This window comes from Prosthecochloris sp., assembly GCA_015482705.2.
Classification (GTDB): domain Bacteria; phylum Bacteroidota; class Chlorobiia; order Chlorobiales; family Chlorobiaceae; genus Prosthecochloris.
Genome location: JADMLA020000019.1, coordinates 45,662 through 67,541, shown reverse-complemented (window position 1 = coordinate 67,541; position 21,880 = coordinate 45,662). Strand labels below are relative to the sequence as shown.

Sequence of the window (21,880 nt, the reverse complement as noted above, 5' to 3'; positions counted from 1 at the left end):
GACAATGCAAGCCTGGGTTTATGACCATTTGATGTAAATGCCGCCCCACGTATATCCTGCGCCGAAGCTGACAAGGATAAGATTGCTTCCTCTCTGGAGCTTGCCTTCCTCATGGAGTTCTGCGATACAGATCGGTATTGTTGCCGCTGAAGTGTTGCCGTAACGATCGATGTTGACCGATACCTGTTCCAGGTCAATGCCCATGCGTTCTGCAGTTGCCTGAATGATTCTGTTATTCGCCTGGTGCGGTATAAGGTAATCTATGTCCCGAGAGGTGAGACTGTTGCGGGTCATGAGTTCCGTAGCAACATCTGCCATTGCAACAACTGCGGATTTGAATACCTGTCGCCCGTCCTGTTGTAAATAATGGAGTTTCTGGTCTACGGTTTCATGTGTTGTCGGATTGAGGCTTCCTCCGCCAGGCATACAGAGGTTGGCACTTCCTCTGCCGTCAGAATAGAGCCTGGAATCAAGCAAGCCATAGTTTTCATCAGTTCCCGGTTCGATCAAGACTCCAGCAGCTCCATCACCGAAAAGAACACAGGTCGTTCGGTCTGTGTAGTCCATGACCGCGGACATTTTTTCTCCACCGATAACCAGAACTTTTTTATGTGTTCCCGCTTTTACAAACTGTGCGCCTGTGTTGAGGGCGTAGATGAAGCCGGAGCAAGCACCTGAAAGGTCGAATGCCCAGGCATTCGATGCGCCGATATTTTTCTGGACGAGGCATGCCGTCGAGGGAAATATCATATCGGGAGTCATGGTCGCTACAATGATCAGGTCGATTTCATCGGCTGAAATACCCCTTTTTTCGAGGAGTTGTAACGCGACTTCGCTGCACATGAACGACGTAGCCTTATCAGGATCTTTCAGAATTCGTCGCTCCCGTATGCCTGTTCGGGTACGAATCCACTCATCACTGGTGTCTAGTATCTGCTCGAGGTCATGGTTGCTTAATACACTTTCAGGAAGATATTTTGCGGTCGCGCTAATTACTGCTTTCATATACATTGACGTTAGAATCTAAAGGAAGTCTTCCTGATTATGCAGGTTGTCGTGTTTCTCTACCGGATGCAGGTCACTTTTCCGCCAGAGCTTCGGCAATATGCTGATTTACCTTTTTGTCGATCATGTGCTCGGCCATAAAGATCATGTTCATGATTGCTATTGCCGAGGAACGTCCATGGCCTACAATGGAAATCCCATCGACTCCGAGGAACGGTACTCCGCCGAACTTTTCAACATCGAACGGCTGGAACATGGCTTTGAACGCTGTACCGACATGTTCGGCCGCTTTCAGATCGAGTTGGCCGGATGTAACCAGTTTTTCGATAGAGGGTTTGAATATGGAACTTAGAAAATGAGGGATGCTTTCACCGAATTTCAAGAGGGTGTTGCCGACAAGGCCGTCACAGACAATTACGGAAGCCTTGGACGAGAGAATGTCATTGCCTTCTATATTGCCAATGAAGTTGATCCTGTTTTTTTTGTCAGCTTCCTTGAGAAGGTTATAGGTCTGTTTCAGAAGATCCGGACCCTTGTTTTCCTCTTCGCCAATATTCAAAAGGCCGGTGGCAGGCTTTTCCATACCGGCTGCATCACGCTGATAAATGGTCAACATTTCAGCAAACTGAACGAGATGTTCGGCTTTGCAGTCAACATTCGCGCCGACATCGACAACATTGGTCAGGCCGGGAGCGAGCCGTGGAAAATAGGCTGCGATAGTAGGTCGAAGGACACCGGGGATACGTCCGAGAATAAACAGGGATGCGGCCATGAGAGCCCCGGTATTACCTGCGCTGACAAACCCGTCGGCTTTTTTCTGCTTGCATAGCATCAAACCCCTGACAAGAGATGAATTCTGCTTGGTTTTGACGGCAATGGCAGGAACATCATTCATTGTGATCACTTCGGGGGCATGCATAAACCGCAGGTTGAGATGCTTTGTTTCATACTGATCGAGCAGAGGTTCAACCTTTTCTTTCTGACCGATCAACAAAACTTCCAACCTGTTCCCCGCTTCCAGAAGAGTCTGTATCGTTCCTTCTACAACGCATTCCGGAGCGTTATCTCCACCCATTGCGTCAACGGCAATTGTCAACATCTTGGAGTTCGGTTATGTTTTGTTCAGCTGTTCGAAGATTTTTTTGTTACCGCTCTGCCACGGTAATGGCCACAGTGACGGCAGGCACGGTGAGGAAGTGTTGGTTCACCGCAATTCGGGCAAACTACAGTTTCTGCAGCTTTACTGCGAGCGGTAAACTGAGCGCGTCTTTTATCCCGTCTTGACTTTGATACTTTCGATTTAGGTGTCGCCATAACTGTAAATTTTTAGTACGAAAATTCTTAGTGATATTTTTTCTTTAGTTTTTTCAACGATTCCTGCCACGGGCTTTCTTCTTCCGGCTCATCTTCAGGACTACCTGGTGCACCATCATGATATACCGAGCATTTGGGATTATCTTCACAGACAACCTTCAGCGGCTTCGAAAGAAGCAGGGTTTCCCGAACGTCTTCAGTAAGATCCACACTGGATGCGTTCCTGTCGAGTATCCGGTAATTTTCATCGAAACCCTCCGTATTGCTGCCGGGTTCATCGAAAACAAAGAATACTCTGTATATTCCGGCCACTTCTTTTTTTAATGGTGCAAGGCAGATGTCGCAGGTTAGTTCCGCAACGGTTTTCGTTACAATATCGACAATGATATCATTATCGGTTTTGTTTGCAACTACTTTGACATCGATTGCATTGCAGAACCCGGGCTCTGCAAGTTCAGGGTGTTTGAAGTCCGTAGCTTTGCAGGTGAAGTCATACTCATATATACCCTCGCTAAGCCCGGCGATTCGTATCTCAATCACGCCCGTTTCCTTGCTCATCGTATCTTGGCCTTTGTAATAAAAGAACCCGAATTTACAAAATCTTACCGGTAAAAAGAAAAAAACGAGAGTATTCTTCGGTTTTTTTGGTTTTTTAAGCTGAAATGGCGGAAAATCGGTTTGTGAATATTGAAAAGAGGTGTATATTATTCACCCTCGAAAGAGGGCGACTGAAAACATAGCCATTCCGCGATAGCTCAATGGTAGAGCATCTGGCTGTTAACCAGAGGGTTGTAGGTTCGAGTCCTACTCGCGGAGCAAAAATTCTATCCGCTGAAATCGGAGGCTCTTATTTAACGCAAAACCCCGTGGGTTGATCCCCGCAGGGTTTTGTCGTTTCTGCTCTGTCTTCGCCGACTTGCGCCGTCGGGCACATCCTTTCCAATTTTCCCATAATCGATTAATTTCAAGTATATTGTGGAGTTAGTAGTGTCCTGCTCTGATTGGGTACTACAGGCAATATTCCATAGCCAGTCCTTTTGAGGGATTAAAAATTTCTTTTATATCTCATAATACCAAGCCGTTTCTTTGCGCTTAAACCTTTTCAGTAAGCGTCCATCAATTGCGATCAAGCCAATAAATATCAGACCCATCCCAGCAAATGCATTCCATTCCAGTCGTTCTCCTAAAACCATGACACCGAGTAAGATGGCACTTAAGGGTATCAATAAGGTAACCAACAGGAGATTCGTCGGTCCAGCAGTGGCCAATATTCTGAAATAGATAATGTACGCCAGCGATGTGCTGATAGCAGCCAATCCAAAGAGCGCTATCATTGTATAGCCACTAGGCGATAGATGCCATGGTTGATCAATAAACAGCGCCATAGGTGTCATCATAATCGTAGAACCACACAGCATTCCAGTAGCTACGACAAGAGGGCTGAGGCCTTTAAAACGACGCCCATAAATTGCCGCACACGCATATGAAAAAGCGGCTCCAAGAACGGCAAATTGCCCAAGCATTTCAATACCAAAGTTGCGTAATGAATCGATTCCGATCAATACTGAGACACCTACCCAGCCGACCAATACACCAGACACCCGGTTCGTTGTCAGTCGTTCTTCCTTTGTTAGAAAATGAGCAAGGATAACGCCAAATATTGGTGTTGTACCATTGAGTATACTTGCAAGACCGCTACCTATATGAGTTTGTCCCCAGACAATCAGGCTGAAAGGAATCAAATTGTTCAGTGCGCCCATGACGATGAAGCCACTCCACAAAGCCAGCGATGACGGCATTGTATTCCCTTTTACATATATGACGACCAGAAGAATAACCGATGCGAGGGCCACCCGGCAGAGTACTATAGTGAAAGGTTGGAAGTCTTTGACGGCCACACCTACAAAGAAAAAAGAGCCTCCCCATAGAATTGATAATAAAACGATAAGAATCCATTCATGAAATCCCATTACGTGGTTAACTGCTTCGGACATTCGTACACTTTTCTGTGCTTTCATGTATCCCCCGATTAATTGTCACTAGCCTACCAAATTTGTCACATTGTTTGCGTGCTTCAATAATACGTGTTTGCGGGGGAACGCTGCGACCCGAATGTTGCTGAATTGTATAGCAAGATTCGGGTGGATGTCTTTGCTATAGTTCAGTATTATGATGGTGGGTTAGCAATGAAAAAGGTTAGCAATGAATACATATGATTATTCGCAGCAGTCCGAGGACTTCCAACGGATTGAAAAAGCAATTCAATTCATCGAAGCAAATTTTAAATCCCAACCGACCTTGGATCAGATGGCGAAGAGCGTTCATTTAAGCAAATATCATTTTCAACGGCTCTTCAAGCGGTGGGCTGGGATAAGCCCGATCCAATTCATGCAGTTTATAACGCTTGACTACACTAAAAAAAGATTGATCGAATCGAAAAACTTACTTGAAACCGCTTTGGATGCAGGTTTGTCAGGTCCTAGTCGCCTCCACGATTTATTCGTTACTTTCGATGGGATGACGCCTGGTGATTTTAAAAAACAGGGTTCAGGCTTACAGATTTCGTATGGTTTCTGTGATTCGCCTTTAGGTCAGTGTCTGTTGGCAACCACTCAGAGGGGGATATGTTTTTTTGGATTTGCAGAGTCGGGAGAACGAGCCGAAACATTGGATCAGTTGTTCGATACATGGCCAGGTTCCGAGTTTATTGAAAATCCGACTACCGTTTCCCCGATCGTTAATGATATATTTAAGATTGATCGACAGAAAAGCGTACACCCATTTAATTTGCAGATCAAGGGAACCAATTTTCAAATCAATGTATGGAAAGCCTTGTTAAACATTCCCATGGGCTGTGTTGTAAGTTATCAGGATGTTGCTTCGTATATTGGCCATCCCAAGGCCTTTCGGGCAGTTGCCAGTGCCATTGCGGTCAATCCCGTAGCCTACCTCATCCCCTGCCATCGCGTGATTGCAAAATCTGGGAAAATTCATCAATACCGTTGGGGAGCAGCGAGAAAAAAGGCTTTGATCGGATGGGAAACAGCAAGATCGGTATAAAAACCTTTGCGCTGCATATTCTGGGATCGGGAAGCGTGGAACGTTATTACGTCGGCGTTTCTTCTGATCCGACTCGTTGCCTTGAATTTCACAATAGCCAGGAGACGAGGTTTACCGATCGTTCTCGGCCGTGAAAAATTATTTTCATGAAACATTACCCCGGACGCAGTGAAGCGCTCGCGATTGAAAAGAGGAGAAAGAGCTGGGAAAGCAAGATGATGATCACCCGAATCGTTTCGGGTGAGATCAAGATATAGCATGCGGGAGTTAACCCGGAGAGTCGGGATGTAGGTTCGAGACCTACTCGCGGAGCATAGAGAAGGAAGTGCATTTCATACTGTACTTCCTTTTTTTATTCCTCCTCTCCAATCCATATCATTTCTTCTCGGTTTCGAGGAGCCGAATTCATTTTTCAGGGCATTTCAAGTCTGGACGGGAACAACTCCTGAAGAGATGCGAAAAACACTGAAAGATGGCTATTGATTTTAATGGTTATTCTCTATACTATGCGGATAGTTTCGCGTGCTCAATGTTGTACAGGTATCGATAAACGGAGTTTGTTATGCGTAATGTCGCTTTTGTTTTGTCTCTCTTACTGCTGGTTGTCATCTCGGGATGTGGGGTGAAGATCACGGAGCCGGATGTAAAGCCCTCTGCTGGAAATATTACTTATTCTGGAACCATTCCCTGTTCCGACTGCCGGTCGAAGCAGCTTACCGTTACACTTTTTGATGATAAATCATTTCGCATGAAGCGTGTTTCCATCGGTGTTCAGGGTGGTGGAAACAAGGTAGAGTATGATCTTGGCCGATGGTCAAGGAAAGGCAACCGCCTGGTACTGGATAACGGAAAAAAGTGGCCGCTGCAGTTTCGCTATGTGTCAGGCAAAGAGATAACAATGCTTGACCAGAGGGGGAATGAAATTGTTTCAAAGCTGGATTACAGCCTTCGAAAGAGATCTTTTGTCGATATGCTGGCCGGTCCGATGACGATGAACGGTATGTTTCTTTCAACGTCGGGTACCTCTACATTCAAAGAGTGTAAGACAGGGAAAAGGTATCCGCTTGTTTTCGAGTCGTCGGATGCTTCTGTCAAGAAGCGATATAAGGCATTACGATCCGGAGCGGGCAAGCCTGTACTGGCTACTCTGAAAGGGAGGTTCGTCATGCGAAAACCCGGTGCCAACGCGGCGCCGCGTGAACATATTATCGTTCAGAAGTTCAAGCGATTCAGTCCAGGGGGAACCTGCCAGGACCCGGGGCATCCTGCAGTGATGCTTCGCGGGACATCCTGGCGCGTGATATCCATTTCCGGCAGTCAGGAGGTATTGAAGGGAGTGAGAAAAGTGCCTAATCTCATGCTGTCGCTCTATGGTGGCAGCATCAAGGGGTTTACCGGATGTAACAGCCTTATGGGGACGTATACGAAAGGTACGACGACACTGTCGTTTTCGAGGTTGTCGACAACTCGTATGGCATGTCCAGGCAAGTCGGGCGAGGTCGAACAGGCATTTCTTGGTGCGCTCAGAAAAGCATCGGGATGGAAAATAACCGGAAAAACACTTGAGCTTTTCGACAAGCGGAACCGCTTGCTGATGCGTTTGAAAGCAGGCTGATCTGCCAGTGGAATCATCGATGGAACTATGTAGCAATGTCTCCGGTTGCAGGATACAATGGTTTTTTTATATTGAAGTATGAATGGAATGACACTACATACCCTACTACTATCAACAGGGCTTCTTCTATTGCACGAAGAGGGTCGTGGGGAAGGTGTGTTTTAAAATATTCCATACAAGAATAGTTTCGGCATTGAAAGCCACCAGCCTCACGAAGGTTGGTGGCTTTTTTCGTTATGAATGAAAATTAAAATGGGGAAATGGCAACTATGAATCACGAAAAGTATGAACCCTATCCGGCGGTGAATATTTCGGGTAGAATGTGGCCCGATAACAGGATTGTCAAAGCACCGCTGTGGTGCAGCATTGATTTGAGAGATGGCAATCAGGCGCTGCCGGTACCGATGAGCGTTGAAGAAAAGCTGGAGATGTTCAAACTGCTTGTTGCTATCGGGTTTAAAGAGATAGAGGTTGGTTTTCCATCCGCTGCCGTGGTCGAATTCCAGTTTGTCAGAAGACTGATCGAAGAAAACCTTGTTCCTGATGATGTGACGATACAGGTGCTGACACAGGCAAGAGAGCACCTCATTCGAAAAACATTCGATGCCCTCGAAGGGGTGAACAAAGCGATTGTCCATCTCTACAACTCAACTTCCACCGTTCAACGGGATGTTGTGTTCAGAATGGATCGTGAAGCGATAAAGAATATAGCCGTCGAGGGAACCAGGCTTGTGCGGGAGCTCAAAGAGGCTTCCGGGAACAAAGGGATACGGTTTCAGTACAGTCCTGAAAGTTTTACAGGAACCGAACTCGATTACGCGCTCGAAGTTTGTCATGCTGTTATGGAAGAATGGGGAGCATCTGAGGATGATACTGTCATCATCAATCTGCCTTCGACAGTCGAGATGTCGACGCCGAATATTTTTGCCGATCGTATCGAGTGGTTCTGCAGGAACATCGAGGACAGGCGTGCGGTGATTGTCAGTGTGCATACGCACAACGACCGCGGAACAGCGGTTGCATCTGCTGAACTTGCCGTTATGGCCGGAGCCGATAGGGTAGAAGGCGCGCTTTTCGGCAACGGAGAAAGATGCGGCAATCTCGACATTGTTACTATGGCGTTGAACCTCTGTACGCAAGGGGTCGATCCCAAGCTGGATTTGTCCGATCTCTCGAATATCCGTGAAGTTTACTGCAGGACAACCCGGATGAATGTTCATCCCCGCCAGCCCTATTCCGGCGAGCTGGTTTACACTGCTTTTTCGGGATCTCATCAGGATGCTATCAACAAAGGCATGAAAGCGCTAAAAAGATCAGGGAAGAATCTGTGGGATGTACCTTATCTGCCTATAGATCCGAAGGATGTCGGGTGTTCTTACGAAGCTATAGTCAGAATCAACAGCCAGTCCGGGAAAGGTGGCGTTGCGTACATCATGGAAAATGATTTTGGTTACGAAATTCCCAAATGGATGCAACCTTTTTTCGGAGCTGTTGTTCAGTCGAGAGTTGATCAGAACGGTAAGGAGCTCCTGCCGAAAGAGGTTCTTGATCTTTTTCATGATGAGTATATCAGGCTGTATGAAGCCTATTCCATGAAGAAATGCACGATCAACTGGGAGGACAGGGATCTTGAACGTGATGACGAAGTTTCGACAACCATACAGTGTGTTCTCGATCGGGATGGCCATGAGATTGCTTTTTCAGCATGGGGAAATGGTCCAGTCGATGCGTTTGTACGAGGCGTGAACCAGCATACCGGTCTTGATTTCAGCGTCGATGAATATGCAGAGCACGCGATAGGGCACAGCGCCGACGCCAGAGCTGTAGCCTATGTAAGAATCAAGAATGCCGGTGGGCGTAAATCGATAGGGGCTGGAATTGATTCCAACATCAGCCTGGCTTCGATCAAAGCCGTGTTGAGTGCAGTGAACCGGCTCTAAAAGGTGTTGATTTGTTGAATTGTTGATTTGTTTTTTTTGTCGTTTGCTCTGGGGGTCTAATGTATCATCGTAACCTGTCCGAGTAATGTCTAAAAAGCATGCTGTAGCGCAGCGCTTTTCTTTTGACACTTCAACGATTCAGCACTTCAACAATTCAACGTTTTCTTTTTATATTTATAAATAGAAATAATTTCGATTTAGAGGATGAATGAACTGCTTGACAAACTCAGGGCTGCGGGATGTAAAGTGACCCTGCGCCGTAAAGCTATTATCGATCTTTTTCTGAAAAAGGGGGGAGTACTCTCGCCTCAGGATGTTCGTGGATTCTTGAGGGAAAGCATCGGGCAATGCGGACTTCCTGGTATATACCGGAATCTCGAAACGATGGTTGCATGTGGTATTCTCTTCAGGGTCGTGACATTTGGAGGTGAGCGGCGTTATGCGCTCTGCAACGCTGATGAGCCGGATATGCATCACCACCACATTGTCTGCATTTCATGTGGAAGGATCGGTGATGTCTCGGACTGTATGTACAGGGATGGAATGAAGATTGACGGTTTTACCCTGCTCAGTCATGTTGTTCAGTTAAATGGCTTATGCGACACATGCGCACAGGAACAAAACAGATAATCAACGGTGTCAAGGCTGCAGTAGCGGCATGTGTCATGCTGTTTGCCGTCAACCTACCGGTGCTCTATGCGGGTACGAAACAAGATGGCACGAGCAAAACGGAAACGGAGAAAATACGAGTTGTGACATCGATAGTGCCGCTTTCGTTTTTTGTGAAACAGATAGGAGGAGAACATGTCGATGTCACTGTCATGGTGCCACCGGGTGCCAATCCACATACATATGACCCCACACCCGGTCAGATGGTAGCTCTCGGTAGTGCTCGTATGTTCGTCAAAGCGGGTTCAGGAATTGAATTCGAGCTTGACTGGATGAAGAAGTTCAAGGCGTTAAACCCTCGGATGGTGGTTTGCGATGCCTCCCGGGATTACAGATCGAGGACGATGCAGGAGCATGGGGGCGATGAACACCTTCACGGCAGAATCGATCCCCATTTCTGGCTGTCACCTCGGAACGGCATCCTGATTGCAAACAATATCGAGCATTGTCTCGCTACGCTTGATCCTCAGCATAAAAGCGAGTATGCGGAAAACAGGCGAATACTCGAAGTGAGGCTCGAGGAGCTTTCCGGGGAGATAATGCAAAAGCTTGCGCGGATGAAGAACAGGGCATTCATGGTGTTTCATCCAGCATGGGGGTATTTTGCCGACGAGTTCAACCTGAAACAGATTGCAGCAGAGAAAGAAGGAAAGGAGTTGACACCGAAAACAATGCAACAGGTTATCGGTCAGGCTAAAAAATATGATATCAAAGTTGTTTTCGTATCACCTGCATTCAGTTCGCTTCAGGCTGAAACTATCGCTCGTGAGATTGGGGGCGTTATCCAGCCTGTCGATCCTCTGTCGGGTGATTATATCGACAATTTGAGACAGGCGGCAGAAGCTTTTGTGGCGAGTATGCAATGAACCGTGAAATTGTAACGCTCAACAACGTATCGGTCAGTATCGGTGGGACCAAGATTCTGGAAAAGCTTTCCTTGAAAGTCTTCGAGAGGGAGTTCTTTGGAATTGTCGGTCCGAATGGAGGTGGCAAGACGACTCTGCTGAGGGTGATACTCGGTCTGCAAAAGCCGACAGCCGGAAAGGTCAAGATTTTTGGCCAGGACCCGGCGGTATCGAGAAAGCGCATCGGTTATGTCCCGCAGCGCCTGTTTTTTGACAGGGACTTTCCGATAACCGTAGGTGAAACGGTGCTGATGGGAAGAATTTCCTCGAGAGGATTGTTTAGGAGTTACGGTAATGAAGACAAGGCGACGGCAAAGCATGCCCTGGAAACGGTAGGAATGGCAGGTTTGGAAAAGCGACAGGTTGGAGGGTTGTCCGGAGGGGAGTTGCAGCGTTTGCTTATTGCAAGGGCTCTTGTCGGTCAACCCGAACTGCTTTTACTCGATGAACCTACAGCAAGTATCGATCCTGGAATGAAAACATCCATTTATGATCTGCTGGACAGCCTGGTCAAGTCCATGACCATTATCATGGTTACCCATGATACAGGCACCGTTAGCCAGCATGTTTCAAGAGTTGCCTGCCTGAACTGCGGGCTTGGAATGCATGAGCATGGTAGCATTACAGAGGAGGAGCTTTCCAATATGTACCACTATCCTGTCGATATTGTCAAACATAAAGGAGCTGGCTGAACGAGTGTAATAGGCAATGGATATGATTGAAATTTTTCGCTACGAATTTATGCAGAATGCTGTTTTCGCAGCTCTCCTCGCAAGCCTTGCCTGCGGTATAATCGGTTCCTATGTTGTCGTCCGGAAAATCGGCTTTATCAGCGGTGGAATAGCACATTCGGCGTTTGGCGGTATCGGTATCGGTTATTATCTGGGGATCAATCCCCTGTTCGGTTTGATTCCGTTCAGCCTTTTTTCGGCGCTGGGTATCGGGCTGCTGAGTAAAAAGACAAAAGTCGCCGAGGATACCGCAATCGGGGCATTCTGGGCGGCGGGCATGGCCGTCGGGGTACTTTTTATCGGGCTTTCACCCGGATATGTGCCGAATCTTTTCAGCTATCTTTTCGGAAGCATACTTACCGTACCACGGTCGGATCTTCTTATGATCGCCGGCCTCGACCTTTTTATCGTTCTGGTCGTCTTTGCCTGTTACAAGGAGTTCCTTGCTATTTCTTTCGATGAGGAGTATGCAGAGGCTTCGGGTGTACCTACCATGTTGCTCTATCTGCTTCAACTCTGTCTCATTGCGTTAACGGTTGTTGTGCTTGTGAGGGTGGTCGGTATCGTGATGGTAATCGCCTTGCTGACCATCCCGCCAGCAATAGCGCGTTATTTCAGTAGAAACCTTCTCGTGATGATGGTGCTTTCATCTCTATTCTGTGTGCTCTTTACGCTTTCAGGATTATGGCTGTCCTACATTTTCGATGTGGCTTCGGGCGCTATGATCATTCTTACGGCGTCTGTTACCTTCATGATTGTCGCTGCAGGTAAAAGGCTCTCCGATAACAATTGATCACTGTTTTCACTCGTGCTGGCAACCTACTGCCGTATCACTTTGTGGATTTTTTTGATCATAGCACTGAAATGTGCATATTTTGTCTGGAGTCCATGAAAGCAACAAGTCGCTGTTCCCATGAGAGGTCCTGATTCCACCCCTTCTGTTTTCATTGAAAAGGGACAGGGCTTTTCCCTGCCTACAGAAGAGTATTCCATTCCTGATATCGATATCAGCCTGCAGCCTATCCGCTCATTCAAGGGTCTTTTTCATCTCAAGGCTCTGACCAGGATAATCCGATTGCCTATCGTTAAAAATATTTTTTCCGCAAGGGTGATCAACCCGCGTTCCATCGAATCCTTGAAAAACGCACGCCGTTCTCTTGAAGATGTGTATTTCAGGGATTATGAGACAAGCATCATTCATATCGATGATATTCACTCCATCAATGTTGATCTCTCTTATGAAATCAAGGAGCTGAAAAAAGATACGTATTACCTCGAGCATGGTGAGGATTCCTTTATCGACTATATCAGCAAGTTGTACAACAACTTTGATCATCATGTGATGAGAGGGTTGGAGTTTCTCGACAATTTGCATTTCAACTGTTTTATAACCGACAGGGACGGCACTACCAATAACTATTGCGGTCACTACCGTTCATCCATCCAGCCGGTGTACAATGCGATCTTTCTTTCCCGTTTTGCCTCGTTGTGCACCGAAAATCCCATTTTCATCACATCCGCACCGCTGAGAAATTTCGGGATTATCGATGTTTCGGTCAACCCGGACAATGTATTTATCTACGCAGGTTCGAAGGGCAGAGAGTTTCTGGATCTCGATCTTGTAGAACATAGGGCATTCATAGATCCGGCAAAACAGGTCAAGTTTGATGAATTAGCCGCAAAAATCAGCGAACTGGAGAAAAAAACAGCGTTTGAAAAGTTTTTTTATGTCGGATCAGGACTTCAACTGAAGTTTGGCCAAGTGACAATCGCCAGGCAGGACGTTGCAAACTCCATTGCCGAGGAGGAGTCGCTTGCCTTGCTGCAAAATGTCTCGGATATTGTACGTGAAATCGATCCTGACAGCTCGATATTCAAGATTGTCGATACCGGCAAAGATATCGAGGTCATTCTGACGATCAACGGTCAAAATGGATTGAAGGGTTTTGACAAAGGTGACGGACTGAAATTCATCGACGAGCAGATCGATCTTTGTCTCGATAAGGGACCGCACCTTGTCTGCGGCGATACGGCGTCTGACCTTCCCATGCTGGAAGCGGTTCTCGAGTACACCGATGATGTATATGCTATATTTGTAACCAGGGATATCGCACTGTCGAGAAAAGTTGTACAGCTTTGCCCCAACACCCTTATCGTGCCCAGCCCCGATATTTTACTCACCATTCTGGGAGTCGCTGCGCTGACAATGAAACAGAGAAGGGGCCGTAAGTCTCCGGGGATTTTTCTCTGAACGGTTATTGTCCGAACAGCCACCAGTAAAACAGGGCATATCCTGACAAGAGGACCAGGCCCGATAGACGGCCGATCTTGTTCCGCCTGTAACTTATCGGAAAAAGGGCCAGGCCGAAAGCGAGCATTACGAGGTACTCTATGTGTGGAAACCGTCCAGGGATTCCGGTGCCGGAAATGACGGGTTCGAGGATGGAAAGAGGTTTTATGAGGCCGACCCCTCCCAGTACGAACAGAATATTGAACACGTTACTGCCGATGATATTGCCAACCGAAATTTCGCTTTGTTTTCTGAATGCGGCGACAATCGACGTGGCCAGTTCAGGCAGTGATGTGCCGAGTGCGACGATTGAAAGCCCTATATAGAGTTTCGGGATACTGAACTGCTCGGCTATCCAAACGGAACTCTTCACGAAAGACCACGCTCCGAATGAAAGCAGAACACTTCCTCCAAGCACCATCAAAAGACTGATCGATAGAGAGTGTATTTCAAGTTCCGTATCGGCTTCTTCGAAAGATTCTTCGGCCATTTCAGGCATTTTGTAAAGAGAAAACAGGTAACCGATGAGCAACAAAAGCAGTAAGCCGCCTTCTGGTCTCGAGATCGAGCCGTCAAGGGAGAGCATATAGAGCAGCATGCTGATCCCGAAAAGAAAGAACAGCTGGTTACGGATGTTCTGGAAGGCGATATGAATAGGAAAAATCAGGGCGCTCAACCCGAGGATCAAGCCGACGTTGGTAATGTTGCTGCCGATGATGTTTCCAAGGGATATCGTGGCTGAATGTTCTACCACGTTGGCGAAAAAACTGACAACAAACTCCGGCATCGAGGTCCCGTACGCTACAACTGTCAGTCCTATGACAAAGGGTTTTACGCCATAACGCATCGCAAGGTTGCTGCCGCCTTTCACCAGCCATTCAGCGCCGAGATAGAGCAGGTAAGCACTGAAAAGCAGAGCGATGCTATTGCCGGGAAGACCTAAAAAGTTTGTATAGTCAGGAATTGTCATGCAGTTGCAAACAGATGAAGGGAGCCTTCGTTGATAAAACCGGTGTATAGTATAACCCTAAAAAATGATAAATTTAAAGCACCTCTGTTAATTTGTCGTGTACGTCATCGGACAGGTGACGGTACGCTGACAACGATAACAGAGTCGCTTTTTTACAACAGTCGATGTTTGCCGACACAGCATGACCGTATGATTATGAAGCCGATAGTCTACTTTATCGGGGCAGGGATGTGCATACTGCTCTCCATATACATCTTTATTTTCGGGACATGGGCCAATCATGAAATAATGGCTGTTTTTATCAGCACGTGGGCTCCGACAATAATCGGTATAGGCATTTTCAATACTCTTTTGGGGATTCTTGATGAGATGTGCTGTGCACACAAACGTATCGAGGATCGTCAGACAAAGCAGGAGAACTGAAAAGCCTCCCACAGTTTTTTGCGGACAGTCCGCAAAATACTGTCTGTGACCGGAAACCGAAGAGATACAGATATTCATGATGGAACGTTATGCAGCTCTGCTGTTAGTCGGTGCAGGGGGATTTGCCGGAGCGGTCGCAAGATACCTTGTTGCTCTTCTGCTGCCGTTTATAGGAACGGGCTTTCCCTTCGGTACACTCACTGTCAATATGGTCGGATGCCTGTTGATAGGATTTATCAGTGAGTTGACGATCACCACGTCGCTTCTTTCTCCCGAACTGCGCCTGCTCCTTGCAACAGGCTTCTGTGGTGGGTTCACCACTTTTTCGTCCTATATGTATGAAATTGTCTCCCTGTTGCGGGACGGGGAAATGCTGTTTGCATCGATCTATCTTGTTGGAAGTGTCATCGGTGGCATTTTCTGTCTTTATCTTGGCATACAGCTTGCCAAAATGTGGACATAAAAGCAGTGACAAGGTACGAGTGACAAGTGACGAGGTACTCTCATTCATTTTTTGTTGATACCCTATGATTGAATTTGAAAGCAGGCAGTTGTTGCGGGTCTACATGGGGGAACAGGCGAAATATCACCATCGTCCACTCTATGAAGCGGTTGTTGACGAAGCAAAAGAGCGAGGGGTTGCCGGTGCAACGGTGTTTAAGGGGATTCTTTCATACGGTATGAGTGGTACGCTGTACACGACGAAAATACTTGAGCTTTCACAAAACCTGCCGGTGGTGATTGAAATTATGGATACACGACAACAGATCGAAAAGTTTCTGCCGGTTATAGAGGCTTTTGCATCGGAATCCGGAACACATGTCTATGTAACACTTGAAGAGATACGTGCAGCGGTTATCCTGCCAGAGGAGTAGTTTTTGTCGGGGCACGACGCCCGATTTTTTATGGTCATGCCGAACGGGACACAATATCCGTAGAGACGTCCGCCAAAAATTGATCCCCGGTCAAGGCCAGTGAAACAGTTGTTTCGAATTTCACTGGTCTTGACCGGGGATGACTGCATAAAGACAAAATAGAGGCTGGAGACAGCCTCAACTGTTTTCGTTTATTCCCGAAACAGGTGAGCTACGCTTCAGCGGCCTGAAGAGCGACGTAGTTCGCCTTGATTGTTTTTTCCAGATCTTCGTCGCTGTGTGCAGTGCTGGTAAACATTGCCTCGAACTGTGACGGCGCAAGGTAGATGTTCTGATCGAGCATCGACTGGTAGTACCTTGAGTATTTCTGAAGATCGGAGGCAACGGCATCATCATGATTTTCAACAGGTTTGTCGGTGAAGAACAAACATGCCATGGAGCCGACGCGATTTTGGGTGTAATTCAGACCGAGTTTGCTCATGTTGTCCCTGAAACCTTCCTCGAGAACTGCCGCTTTTCTTTCGAGCTCAGGATAAGGATTCTCATCCTTGAGTACCGATAGGGTAGCAAGACCGGCCGTGATTGCAAGAGGATTGCCTGAAAGCGTTCCTGCCTGATAAACATCACCGATAGGAGCAATGTGTTCCATGATTTCGCGTTTGCCGCCGAATGCACCAACCGGAAGGCCACCACCGATGATTTTTCCCATGGTAGTCAGGTCCGGCGTAATGCCGTAGAGTTCCTGTGCTCCCCCAAGCGCAACTCGGAAGCCGCACATGACTTCGTCGAAAATCAGGACGATGCCTTCCTGAGTGCAGTAGTCGCGGAGTTCTTGGAGAAACTCTTTTTTTGCGGGAATCACGCCGGTGTTGCCGGCAACAGGCTCGATAATGATTGCGGCAACGTTATCCTTGTTTTCGTTGACCAGCGCTTTAACCGAGTCGATATCGTTGTATTTGGCGTTCAGGGTATCGTTGGCGGTGCCTTTCGTAACACCGGGGCTGTCAGGAGTGCCGAGAGTCAGGGCGCCGGAACCCGCTTTGATGAGGAAGCTGTCGCCATGACCGTGGTAGCAGCCTTCGAACTTGATGATTTTGTCACGACCGGTATAGCCGCGTGCAAGACGAACGGCAGACATGGTTGCTTCGGTACCGCTGTTGACCATGCGAACCATCTCGATCGAAGGAACGATCGTTGTCAAAAGTTCGGCGATTTCAATCTCGAGTTCGATCGGTGTTCCGAAACTCGTGCCGATCTTGGTCAGGGTATGCTCGAGAGCTGCGGTAACTTTGGGGTGCATACTGCCAAGAATGAACGGACCCCATGATCCAACGTAATCGATATACGTGTTGCCGTCGACGTCGGTCATGTAGGCGCCTTCGCCGTTTGCCATGAAAACGGGTGTACCGCCGACTGATTTGAATGCGCGAACCGGGGAGTTTACCCCACCGGGAATGAACTGTTTCGCTTTTTCAAAAAGTTCTGCTGATCTGGTTAGTTGAGGCATATTTACCAATCCGGTTAAAGATTACAAGAAAACATAATGGGTTATCAACAAACACTCAAGATAGAAATCCTCGTGAAGATATGAAACCTTGAATATGGTGGACAGGGAATTTTAATGACACCGATGACCTGCACCTCTTGTTACAGCTATAAGCCATTGATGAACGAGGCTGTTTCAGAGAGGGAATACAGGCCGACGATATTTGTTCCATGGTTCGGTTCGATATGAATATCCCCCTGATAATCACGGTTTTTTCGAAGAGACTGTTCCAATGCTTCTATCTTACCCTGCAAGCTGTAGGCTGCCGATTGCGGGGTAGAACAGGATACGGGAGGATTATTTCTGCCATGAGAAAAATAACCATCGGGAATGACGGATTTCCCGGGGTAGCCATGCCAGTGTGTCATCGACGCTCCTTTTTTGGCAAGTAGTTCGGGAAACAGACTCGATGGCCGGATCTTTTGAAGAATACTTGAAATAAAAACATTCCCCAGGGCGTGGGAGAGAATGGTCAGAGTATCGAACGAGGGTCTCGATATCGTGGTGTTCGGAAGTCCTTGTGGGGTCATGAGCGTTATCGTACCCTTGTCGAGACGTAGTGCTACCAGGTCTATATCGGGGTTCAGATTCGTCTTTCTGCATCCGGAGCGGGTAGTTATGACTGTAACGGGAACCGGTTCGACAAGGAACCATTCGTTCATTACCAGAACGGGTACATAGTGCTTGTTTTCCAGTGAGAGCAGTGGAGTACTTTTCAATTCCGATTCGCTTGCCATGCATCCGGATTCTTTCAGCAACAATGCTGGCGGGGCTGAGGCAGGTTGCTGGCGAGCAAAGAAACCATAACTCATACCGCTACGCTGATCGAGGTAGCGAGCGACAATTTTTCTGTAAAGAGGACTTCTGTATTGCAGGGTTTCCCGTGAGGTATGGGTAAGAAGATAATGGTTGGAACTCCAACGTTTGCCGCAGGTCGCAAAATCCTTGACGATCTCCTGCATGTCGGTCAATCCGGCTTTGAAAGCGCCTGGTTTGTGGTCGAGATCGGAAGTTTTTGGAGGAACGACCTGGGCAGATAGTTTTGGTACCAGCGTCTTGCGTACATCGGAAGGAAGGGGACACGTTCCTCCAATACTCACAACACCTCCATTCATCGTACAGATGGTCCAGCTCTCTTGTGTGACGTAAATGCTGAGATGAACCATGTCCCAGGCAAGTTTTCCGACAATCCTGTCGAGTTTGTTCTGGGGAGAAGATGCCGCAGTCAGAGGGGGGTGTTCATCATGAATACCGACGATGATATTGTTATAAAGGGTGGATACACGATTGATGGCGAGAAGTTCATCGCTGAACTCTCCTGGAGCCATGACGACGATCCCCGGTTTAAACGTTCCGTCGGAGCGGCAAGCTTCCTGTTCGCTGAGTATCCGGATTCCGAGAACGTTGCAGGCGTTCAGGAGCGCTGAGGTAAAACATTGCAGTCTCGAAGAGTTGTTTTCTGCGGGAAGAAAGGTAATGCTCAGCCTGGCACACATATCTGCGGTTGTAAGAGGCGTGGTTGGATCGATGCCGAGCAGGTGACCAAGTGAGGCAAGGGAGATACTGTTACTCATGAAACTCTGGATGGTAGACGGGATTATCAGGTGCCCGGCTTGTGTTCGCGTCCCCAAAGCAATTTGCTTCTGAGAATCTCGCAGTAATTTCTTCTTTCGTTGGCCACAAGATTGATCATTTCAGTGGATTTCTTTACGGTTATAACGTCGCCTGGCATGAGCATCTTTCTCACATGACCGTCGCAGTTGAGGGGAAACGTTCCACCGGGCGCATCGACGGAAATCTCGATGGTTTTGTCGTCACTGATGACAAGAGGTCTTACGGTAAGCATGTGCGGACAGATGGGAGTAATGACGAATACATTTGATTTCGGTGCGATGACCGGGCCACCTGCGGAAAGTGAATAGGCGGTTGAACCTGTAGATGTGGCTATGATAATGCCATCTGCGCGATATGCGCTGAGCTGCTCCCCATCGAGTTTTATGATAAATGCCGGAATTCTCGGATAAGCACCTTTTTCGACAACGACATCGTTGAGAGCGGTGAACCGTTTGATGCTGCCACCAAAGGGAACCTGCGCCTCGAGCTGTGTACGGTCATGAATGGTGTATGTTCGGTCAAGCACTTTTTCGATGGCACTGTACATCTCTTCCTTGCTGAACTCGGCAAGGAAACCGAGATGACCGACATTGATGCCGATTACAGGTTTTGTGACAGAGTAGTGAGAGGTGAAAAGCAATGTGCCGTCACCGCCGAGGGAAATGAAAACATCACAAAGCTTGTTCAGCTCTTCAATTTCAGCTGCATTTTCTACGCCGAGCTTGGCTGCCGATTTTGCGTCGAAAACATAGTCGAGATCCCGCATTTCAAGCCAGGTGATGAGTTCTCTGGCAAGTACAACCGCCTCATCACGGTTTATGTTGACTACGATGGCGAATGTCATTTGCTGCTTTTTTCGGTAAGGTTTTCATGGAGTGTGTTGGCTTTTTCGAACCGTATTCTGACCTTGCTCATCCTGTTGGTTCGGATCTCATCGGCGATTTGTTCAAGTTCACGGCTGAAGCTTTCAAGCTCCGATGCTATGTTTTCACGATTTGTCACGACGATGTCTTTCCAGATATCCCATGAGCTGCCGGCAAGGCGCGTCAGAGTCGAAAAGCCGGGACCGCTTATATCGATGTCATGTTCACAATGATTGATCAGGGCGGTTGAAAGCAATTGGGGAAGGTGACTGACCGTTGCTACGATTTTGTCATGTTCTTCTGGAGTCATGACAACAATCCGGCATTTGATCGATTGCAGGAGTTCCTGGAGATTGCCGGCGTCCGGGCGTGAAAGAGTTTCTTCATCAGCGCAAAGTACAACGGTTTTTCCGGAAAAAAGCTCCTCGTGGCTTGCATGGTATCCCTGCTGCTCTTTTCCGGCAATAGGGTGCATTCCTATAAAGTCGATCCCAAGTTCCCCGGCCCGCCTTGCTATGGCTGCTTTTGTGCTTGAAACGTCACTGACAAGAGTAGGGCGTTGAACAGTCCTGCTGATTTCGTCGAGTAGGGATATGTTTGTTTCGACCGGGGCAGCGAGGATGATGAGATCGGCCTCGTAAAGCGATTTTTTATCGGTTTCGAAACGGTCGAGGCCCAGTTCTTTTATATGATCGATATCCTGATCGTCGAAAGAGGGGTCGTAACCCTTGAACAGGATACGCTGTTTTGAGGCAACGGGCGATTTTTTCAATGCTCTCAAAACGGACGCTCCTATCAACCCAAGACCTATGATAGAGATGCTGTTAATACAGGCTGTCTGCATACCCGTCTCTCTTAGCTGTTTTGAAAGCTGCGGCTGCCCGGCGTGTCGAGCGGAACCTTGGCAGCACATAGCGGGCAGCTGTCCGGTTCATAGTTTTTTACTTCGAGAGTGAGCAGGGAGAACTGCTTTTCCGCAAGTGTAACCGTTCCATTGCTGCGATCGACCACAGAACCGACTCCGACGACACGGGCTCCGGCACCTTGTACCACCTCGATAACCTCCGCGACTGAACCACCTGTCGTGATGACGTCCTCGACTACCAACACTTTTTCATCGGGAGAAATCGTGAAACCCCTTCTCAGAACCATGTTGCCCTCTTTTCTTTCGGCAAACACTGTTTTCACTCCCAACTGACGGCCTATTTCGGTTCCGACAACAATACCGCCTACAGCGGGTGAAATGACGGTATCGATATCCAGGCCGTTGAAAGCCGAGGCAATGTTTCTGCATATTTCAGTAAGGTACTCGGGATACTGAAGCACCTTTGCGCACTGAAAATACGTGTTGCTGTGCAGACCGGACGTGAGTTTGAAATGCCCTTCGAGCAAGGCTCCGGAAGATCTGAATATATCGAGCAATGCAGGTGTACTCATGTGTTGTTGATAATTTCTATAGTTGATATTCGGAAGTTCCTGGCAGTTTTACATAAAGAACTCTTACAAGAGCGTTCAATATATTTTATTTTACCTCTATAAACGGTATTGAAACACTCGACCCTGGGTAAAATAATACAAGCCGTATCGAAATACTAAATGGATAACGAAGTCAGCCTCCGCTTTCAAGATAGGTTTGCAGCAACAGGCAGGCGGTGGCACAGTCAAGCCTTCCTTTTTGTTGTCTTTTTCTTCTGCTGAAGCCTGACTCGACGAGCAGTTTTCCGGCACGTCTCGATGAGCCGTGTTCATCGATGGTTTCAATGGAAATTTCGGGAAAAGCTTTTTTCAGTTTCTCTATAAAACAATCGACTATGCCGGTCATACGGTTTTCCGTGCCGTCACTGTCAAGAGGGTAACCGACGATAATTTTTTCTATAGGATCATTGAGGAGGAGGGAAGAGATGACCGTGGTGATTTTTTCAGGTGAAAATGTGCCGACGGGCTGGGCAAAAATCCCGAAGGGGTCACTTTTGGCTAGCCCTATCCGTTTTGTGCCGTAATCGATTGCAAGTATTCGCTTTTTTGTCTTCTCTCCCACGGAAATGCAGCTCCCGGTTCGT

Annotated in this window: 23 protein-coding genes and 1 tRNA gene; 12 read left to right on the top strand and 12 right to left on the bottom strand. The window is 47.6% G+C overall.

The window, feature by feature from the left end; all coding sequences use genetic code 11:
• Window positions 1–18 precede the first annotated feature (18 nt).
• The 4 genes from QZ209_RS03855 to QZ209_RS03840 all read right to left on the bottom strand — a co-directional run bounded on the left by QZ209_RS03855 (window position 19) and on the right by QZ209_RS03840 (window position 2,877).
• A complete protein-coding gene (locus tag QZ209_RS03855; RefSeq protein ID WP_294344834.1) occupies window positions 19–1,005 on the bottom strand; it encodes a beta-ketoacyl-ACP synthase III in 987 nt (328 codons plus the stop codon).
• Between the two features lie 73 nt (window positions 1,006–1,078).
• The gene (plsX, locus tag QZ209_RS03850) at window positions 1,079–2,104 is read right to left on the bottom strand and encodes a phosphate acyltransferase PlsX (RefSeq protein ID WP_294344832.1); all 1,026 of its coding nucleotides are present in this window, start codon (window positions 2,102–2,104) and stop codon (window positions 1,079–1,081) included.
• A 23-nt stretch (window positions 2,105–2,127) separates the two neighbouring features.
• The gene (gene rpmF, locus QZ209_RS03845; protein ID WP_294344831.1) at window positions 2,128–2,319 is read right to left on the bottom strand and encodes a 50S ribosomal protein L32; all 192 of its coding nucleotides are present in this window, start codon (window positions 2,317–2,319) and stop codon (window positions 2,128–2,130) included.
• Window positions 2,320–2,346: 27 nt separating this feature from the next.
• Window positions 2,347–2,877: a DUF177 domain-containing protein gene (locus QZ209_RS03840; RefSeq protein WP_294344829.1), complete on the bottom strand. Its 531-nt coding sequence runs from the start codon at window positions 2,875–2,877 to the stop codon at window positions 2,347–2,349.
• 186 nt (window positions 2,878–3,063) lie between these two features.
• On the opposite strand from QZ209_RS03840, the gene QZ209_RS03835 reads away from it, so the two are divergent.
• Window positions 3,064–3,135, top strand: a tRNA-Asn gene (locus tag QZ209_RS03835).
• A 242-nt stretch (window positions 3,136–3,377) separates the two neighbouring features.
• Here the strand turns inward: QZ209_RS03835 and QZ209_RS03830 are convergent.
• The gene (locus QZ209_RS03830) at window positions 3,378–4,337 is read right to left on the bottom strand and encodes a DMT family transporter (RefSeq protein ID WP_294344827.1); all 960 of its coding nucleotides are present in this window, start codon (window positions 4,335–4,337) and stop codon (window positions 3,378–3,380) included.
• Between the two features lie 184 nt (window positions 4,338–4,521).
• On the opposite strand from QZ209_RS03830, the gene QZ209_RS03825 reads away from it, so the two are divergent.
• From QZ209_RS03825 to QZ209_RS03790, 8 genes are all read left to right on the top strand, one after another.
• Window positions 4,522–5,379, top strand: coding sequence for a methylated-DNA--[protein]-cysteine S-methyltransferase (locus QZ209_RS03825; protein WP_294344825.1), 858 nt, complete (start codon window positions 4,522–4,524; stop codon window positions 5,377–5,379).
• Between the two features lie 562 nt (window positions 5,380–5,941).
• Window positions 5,942–6,994: an META domain-containing protein gene (locus QZ209_RS03820; protein WP_294344823.1), complete on the top strand. Its 1,053-nt coding sequence runs from the start codon at window positions 5,942–5,944 to the stop codon at window positions 6,992–6,994.
• 260 nt (window positions 6,995–7,254) lie between these two features.
• Window positions 7,255–8,934 (top strand): 2-isopropylmalate synthase, encoded by a 1,680-nt coding sequence (leuA, locus tag QZ209_RS03815; protein WP_294344822.1) that lies wholly within the window; start codon window positions 7,255–7,257, stop codon window positions 8,932–8,934.
• 204 nt (window positions 8,935–9,138) lie between these two features.
• Window positions 9,139–9,564 (top strand): Fur family transcriptional regulator, encoded by a 426-nt coding sequence (locus QZ209_RS03810; protein WP_294344821.1) that lies wholly within the window; start codon window positions 9,139–9,141, stop codon window positions 9,562–9,564.
• Window positions 9,540–10,469, top strand: coding sequence for a zinc ABC transporter substrate-binding protein (locus QZ209_RS03805; RefSeq protein WP_294344820.1), 930 nt, complete (start codon window positions 9,540–9,542; stop codon window positions 10,467–10,469). Before QZ209_RS03810 ends, QZ209_RS03805 begins: the two co-directional genes overlap by 25 nt.
• Window positions 10,466–11,200 carry an ABC transporter ATP-binding protein gene (locus QZ209_RS03800; protein ID WP_294344818.1) on the top strand — a complete coding sequence of 245 codons (735 nt, stop codon included), beginning with the start codon at window positions 10,466–10,468 and terminating at the stop codon, window positions 11,198–11,200. Before QZ209_RS03805 ends, QZ209_RS03800 begins: the two co-directional genes overlap by 4 nt.
• 22 nt (window positions 11,201–11,222) lie before the next feature.
• Window positions 11,223–12,032 carry a metal ABC transporter permease gene (locus QZ209_RS03795; protein WP_294344816.1) on the top strand — a complete coding sequence of 270 codons (810 nt, stop codon included), beginning with the start codon at window positions 11,223–11,225 and terminating at the stop codon, window positions 12,030–12,032.
• A 120-nt stretch (window positions 12,033–12,152) separates the two neighbouring features.
• Window positions 12,153–13,490 (top strand): trehalose 6-phosphate synthase, encoded by a 1,338-nt coding sequence (locus tag QZ209_RS03790; protein WP_294344814.1) that lies wholly within the window; start codon window positions 12,153–12,155, stop codon window positions 13,488–13,490.
• Between the two features lie 4 nt (window positions 13,491–13,494).
• Here the strand turns inward: QZ209_RS03790 and QZ209_RS03785 are convergent, their stop codons facing one another.
• Window positions 13,495–14,499, bottom strand: a complete 1,005-nt coding sequence (locus QZ209_RS03785) for a calcium/sodium antiporter (RefSeq protein ID WP_294344812.1) — start codon at window positions 14,497–14,499, stop codon at window positions 13,495–13,497.
• A gap of 195 nt (window positions 14,500–14,694) precedes the next feature.
• Between QZ209_RS03785 and QZ209_RS03780 the strand changes: the two genes are divergently transcribed.
• The 3 genes from QZ209_RS03780 (at window position 14,695) to QZ209_RS03770 (ending at window position 15,797) form a co-directional block, all read left to right on the top strand.
• The gene (locus tag QZ209_RS03780) at window positions 14,695–14,922 is read left to right on the top strand and encodes a hypothetical protein (RefSeq protein ID WP_294344897.1); all 228 of its coding nucleotides are present in this window, start codon (window positions 14,695–14,697) and stop codon (window positions 14,920–14,922) included.
• Window positions 14,923–14,998: 76 nt separating this feature from the next.
• Window positions 14,999–15,385, top strand: coding sequence for a fluoride efflux transporter CrcB (gene crcB, locus QZ209_RS03775; RefSeq protein ID WP_294344811.1), 387 nt, complete (start codon window positions 14,999–15,001; stop codon window positions 15,383–15,385).
• Window positions 15,386–15,449: 64 nt separating this feature from the next.
• The gene (locus tag QZ209_RS03770) at window positions 15,450–15,797 is read left to right on the top strand and encodes a DUF190 domain-containing protein (RefSeq protein WP_294344809.1); all 348 of its coding nucleotides are present in this window, start codon (window positions 15,450–15,452) and stop codon (window positions 15,795–15,797) included.
• A 211-nt stretch (window positions 15,798–16,008) separates the two neighbouring features.
• Here the strand turns inward: QZ209_RS03770 and hemL are convergent, their stop codons facing one another.
• The 6 genes from hemL to ruvX all read right to left on the bottom strand — a co-directional run bounded on the left by hemL (window position 16,009) and on the right by ruvX (window position 21,858).
• Complete coding sequence (gene hemL, locus QZ209_RS03765) at window positions 16,009–17,304, bottom strand: glutamate-1-semialdehyde 2,1-aminomutase (RefSeq protein ID WP_294344807.1); 1,296 nt, start codon at window positions 17,302–17,304, stop codon at window positions 16,009–16,011.
• 146 nt (window positions 17,305–17,450) lie between these two features.
• Window positions 17,451–18,917, bottom strand: coding sequence for a hypothetical protein (locus QZ209_RS03760; protein ID WP_294344805.1), 1,467 nt, complete (start codon window positions 18,915–18,917; stop codon window positions 17,451–17,453).
• Between the two features lie 26 nt (window positions 18,918–18,943).
• Window positions 18,944–19,801, bottom strand: a complete 858-nt coding sequence (locus QZ209_RS03755) for an NAD(+)/NADH kinase (protein WP_294344804.1) — start codon at window positions 19,799–19,801, stop codon at window positions 18,944–18,946.
• Window positions 19,798–20,664: a prephenate dehydrogenase/arogenate dehydrogenase family protein gene (locus QZ209_RS03750; RefSeq protein ID WP_294344802.1), complete on the bottom strand. Its 867-nt coding sequence runs from the start codon at window positions 20,662–20,664 to the stop codon at window positions 19,798–19,800. Before QZ209_RS03750 ends, QZ209_RS03755 begins: the two co-directional genes overlap by 4 nt.
• A gap of 11 nt (window positions 20,665–20,675) precedes the next feature.
• Window positions 20,676–21,257 carry an orotate phosphoribosyltransferase gene (pyrE, locus tag QZ209_RS03745; protein ID WP_294344800.1) on the bottom strand — a complete coding sequence of 194 codons (582 nt, stop codon included), beginning with the start codon at window positions 21,255–21,257 and terminating at the stop codon, window positions 20,676–20,678.
• A 172-nt stretch (window positions 21,258–21,429) separates the two neighbouring features.
• On the bottom strand, window positions 21,430–21,858 hold the full coding sequence (gene ruvX / locus QZ209_RS03740) for a Holliday junction resolvase RuvX (protein WP_294344896.1): 429 nt from the start codon (window positions 21,856–21,858) through the stop codon (window positions 21,430–21,432).
• Window positions 21,859–21,880: the final 22 nt, after the last annotated feature.

Excerpts from the sequence above, each read along its gene's own strand:
- QZ209_RS03855 (WP_294344834.1), bottom strand. The coding sequence starts at position 1,005 with ATGAAAGCAGTAATTAGCGCGACCGCAAAATATCTTCCTGAAAGTGTA.
- plsX (WP_294344832.1), bottom strand. The coding sequence starts at position 2,104 with ATGTTGACAATTGCCGTTGACGCAATGGGTGGAGATAACGCTCCGGAA.
- rpmF (WP_294344831.1), bottom strand. The coding sequence starts at position 2,319 with ATGGCGACACCTAAATCGAAAGTATCAAAGTCAAGACGGGATAAAAGA.
- QZ209_RS03840 (WP_294344829.1), bottom strand. The coding sequence starts at position 2,877 with ATGAGCAAGGAAACGGGCGTGATTGAGATACGAATCGCCGGGCTTAGC.
- QZ209_RS03830 (WP_294344827.1), bottom strand. The coding sequence starts at position 4,337 with ATGAAAGCACAGAAAAGTGTACGAATGTCCGAAGCAGTTAACCACGTA.
- QZ209_RS03825 (WP_294344825.1), top strand. The coding sequence starts at position 4,522 with ATGAATACATATGATTATTCGCAGCAGTCCGAGGACTTCCAACGGATT.
- QZ209_RS03820 (WP_294344823.1), top strand. The coding sequence starts at position 5,942 with ATGCGTAATGTCGCTTTTGTTTTGTCTCTCTTACTGCTGGTTGTCATC.
- leuA (WP_294344822.1), top strand. The coding sequence starts at position 7,255 with ATGGCAACTATGAATCACGAAAAGTATGAACCCTATCCGGCGGTGAAT.
- QZ209_RS03810 (WP_294344821.1), top strand. The coding sequence starts at position 9,139 with ATGAATGAACTGCTTGACAAACTCAGGGCTGCGGGATGTAAAGTGACC.
- QZ209_RS03805 (WP_294344820.1), top strand. The coding sequence starts at position 9,540 with ATGCGCACAGGAACAAAACAGATAATCAACGGTGTCAAGGCTGCAGTA.
- QZ209_RS03800 (WP_294344818.1), top strand. The coding sequence starts at position 10,466 with ATGAACCGTGAAATTGTAACGCTCAACAACGTATCGGTCAGTATCGGT.
- QZ209_RS03795 (WP_294344816.1), top strand. The coding sequence starts at position 11,223 with ATGATTGAAATTTTTCGCTACGAATTTATGCAGAATGCTGTTTTCGCA.
- QZ209_RS03790 (WP_294344814.1), top strand. The coding sequence starts at position 12,153 with ATGAGAGGTCCTGATTCCACCCCTTCTGTTTTCATTGAAAAGGGACAG.
- QZ209_RS03785 (WP_294344812.1), bottom strand. The coding sequence starts at position 14,499 with ATGACAATTCCTGACTATACAAACTTTTTAGGTCTTCCCGGCAATAGC.
- QZ209_RS03780 (WP_294344897.1), top strand. The coding sequence starts at position 14,695 with ATGAAGCCGATAGTCTACTTTATCGGGGCAGGGATGTGCATACTGCTC.
- crcB (WP_294344811.1), top strand. The coding sequence starts at position 14,999 with ATGATGGAACGTTATGCAGCTCTGCTGTTAGTCGGTGCAGGGGGATTT.
- QZ209_RS03770 (WP_294344809.1), top strand. The coding sequence starts at position 15,450 with ATGATTGAATTTGAAAGCAGGCAGTTGTTGCGGGTCTACATGGGGGAA.
- hemL (WP_294344807.1), bottom strand. The coding sequence starts at position 17,304 with ATGCCTCAACTAACCAGATCAGCAGAACTTTTTGAAAAAGCGAAACAG.
- QZ209_RS03760 (WP_294344805.1), bottom strand. The coding sequence starts at position 18,917 with ATGAGTAACAGTATCTCCCTTGCCTCACTTGGTCACCTGCTCGGCATC.
- QZ209_RS03755 (WP_294344804.1), bottom strand. The coding sequence starts at position 19,801 with ATGACATTCGCCATCGTAGTCAACATAAACCGTGATGAGGCGGTTGTA.
- QZ209_RS03750 (WP_294344802.1), bottom strand. The coding sequence starts at position 20,664 with ATGCAGACAGCCTGTATTAACAGCATCTCTATCATAGGTCTTGGGTTG.
- pyrE (WP_294344800.1), bottom strand. The coding sequence starts at position 21,257 with ATGAGTACACCTGCATTGCTCGATATATTCAGATCTTCCGGAGCCTTG.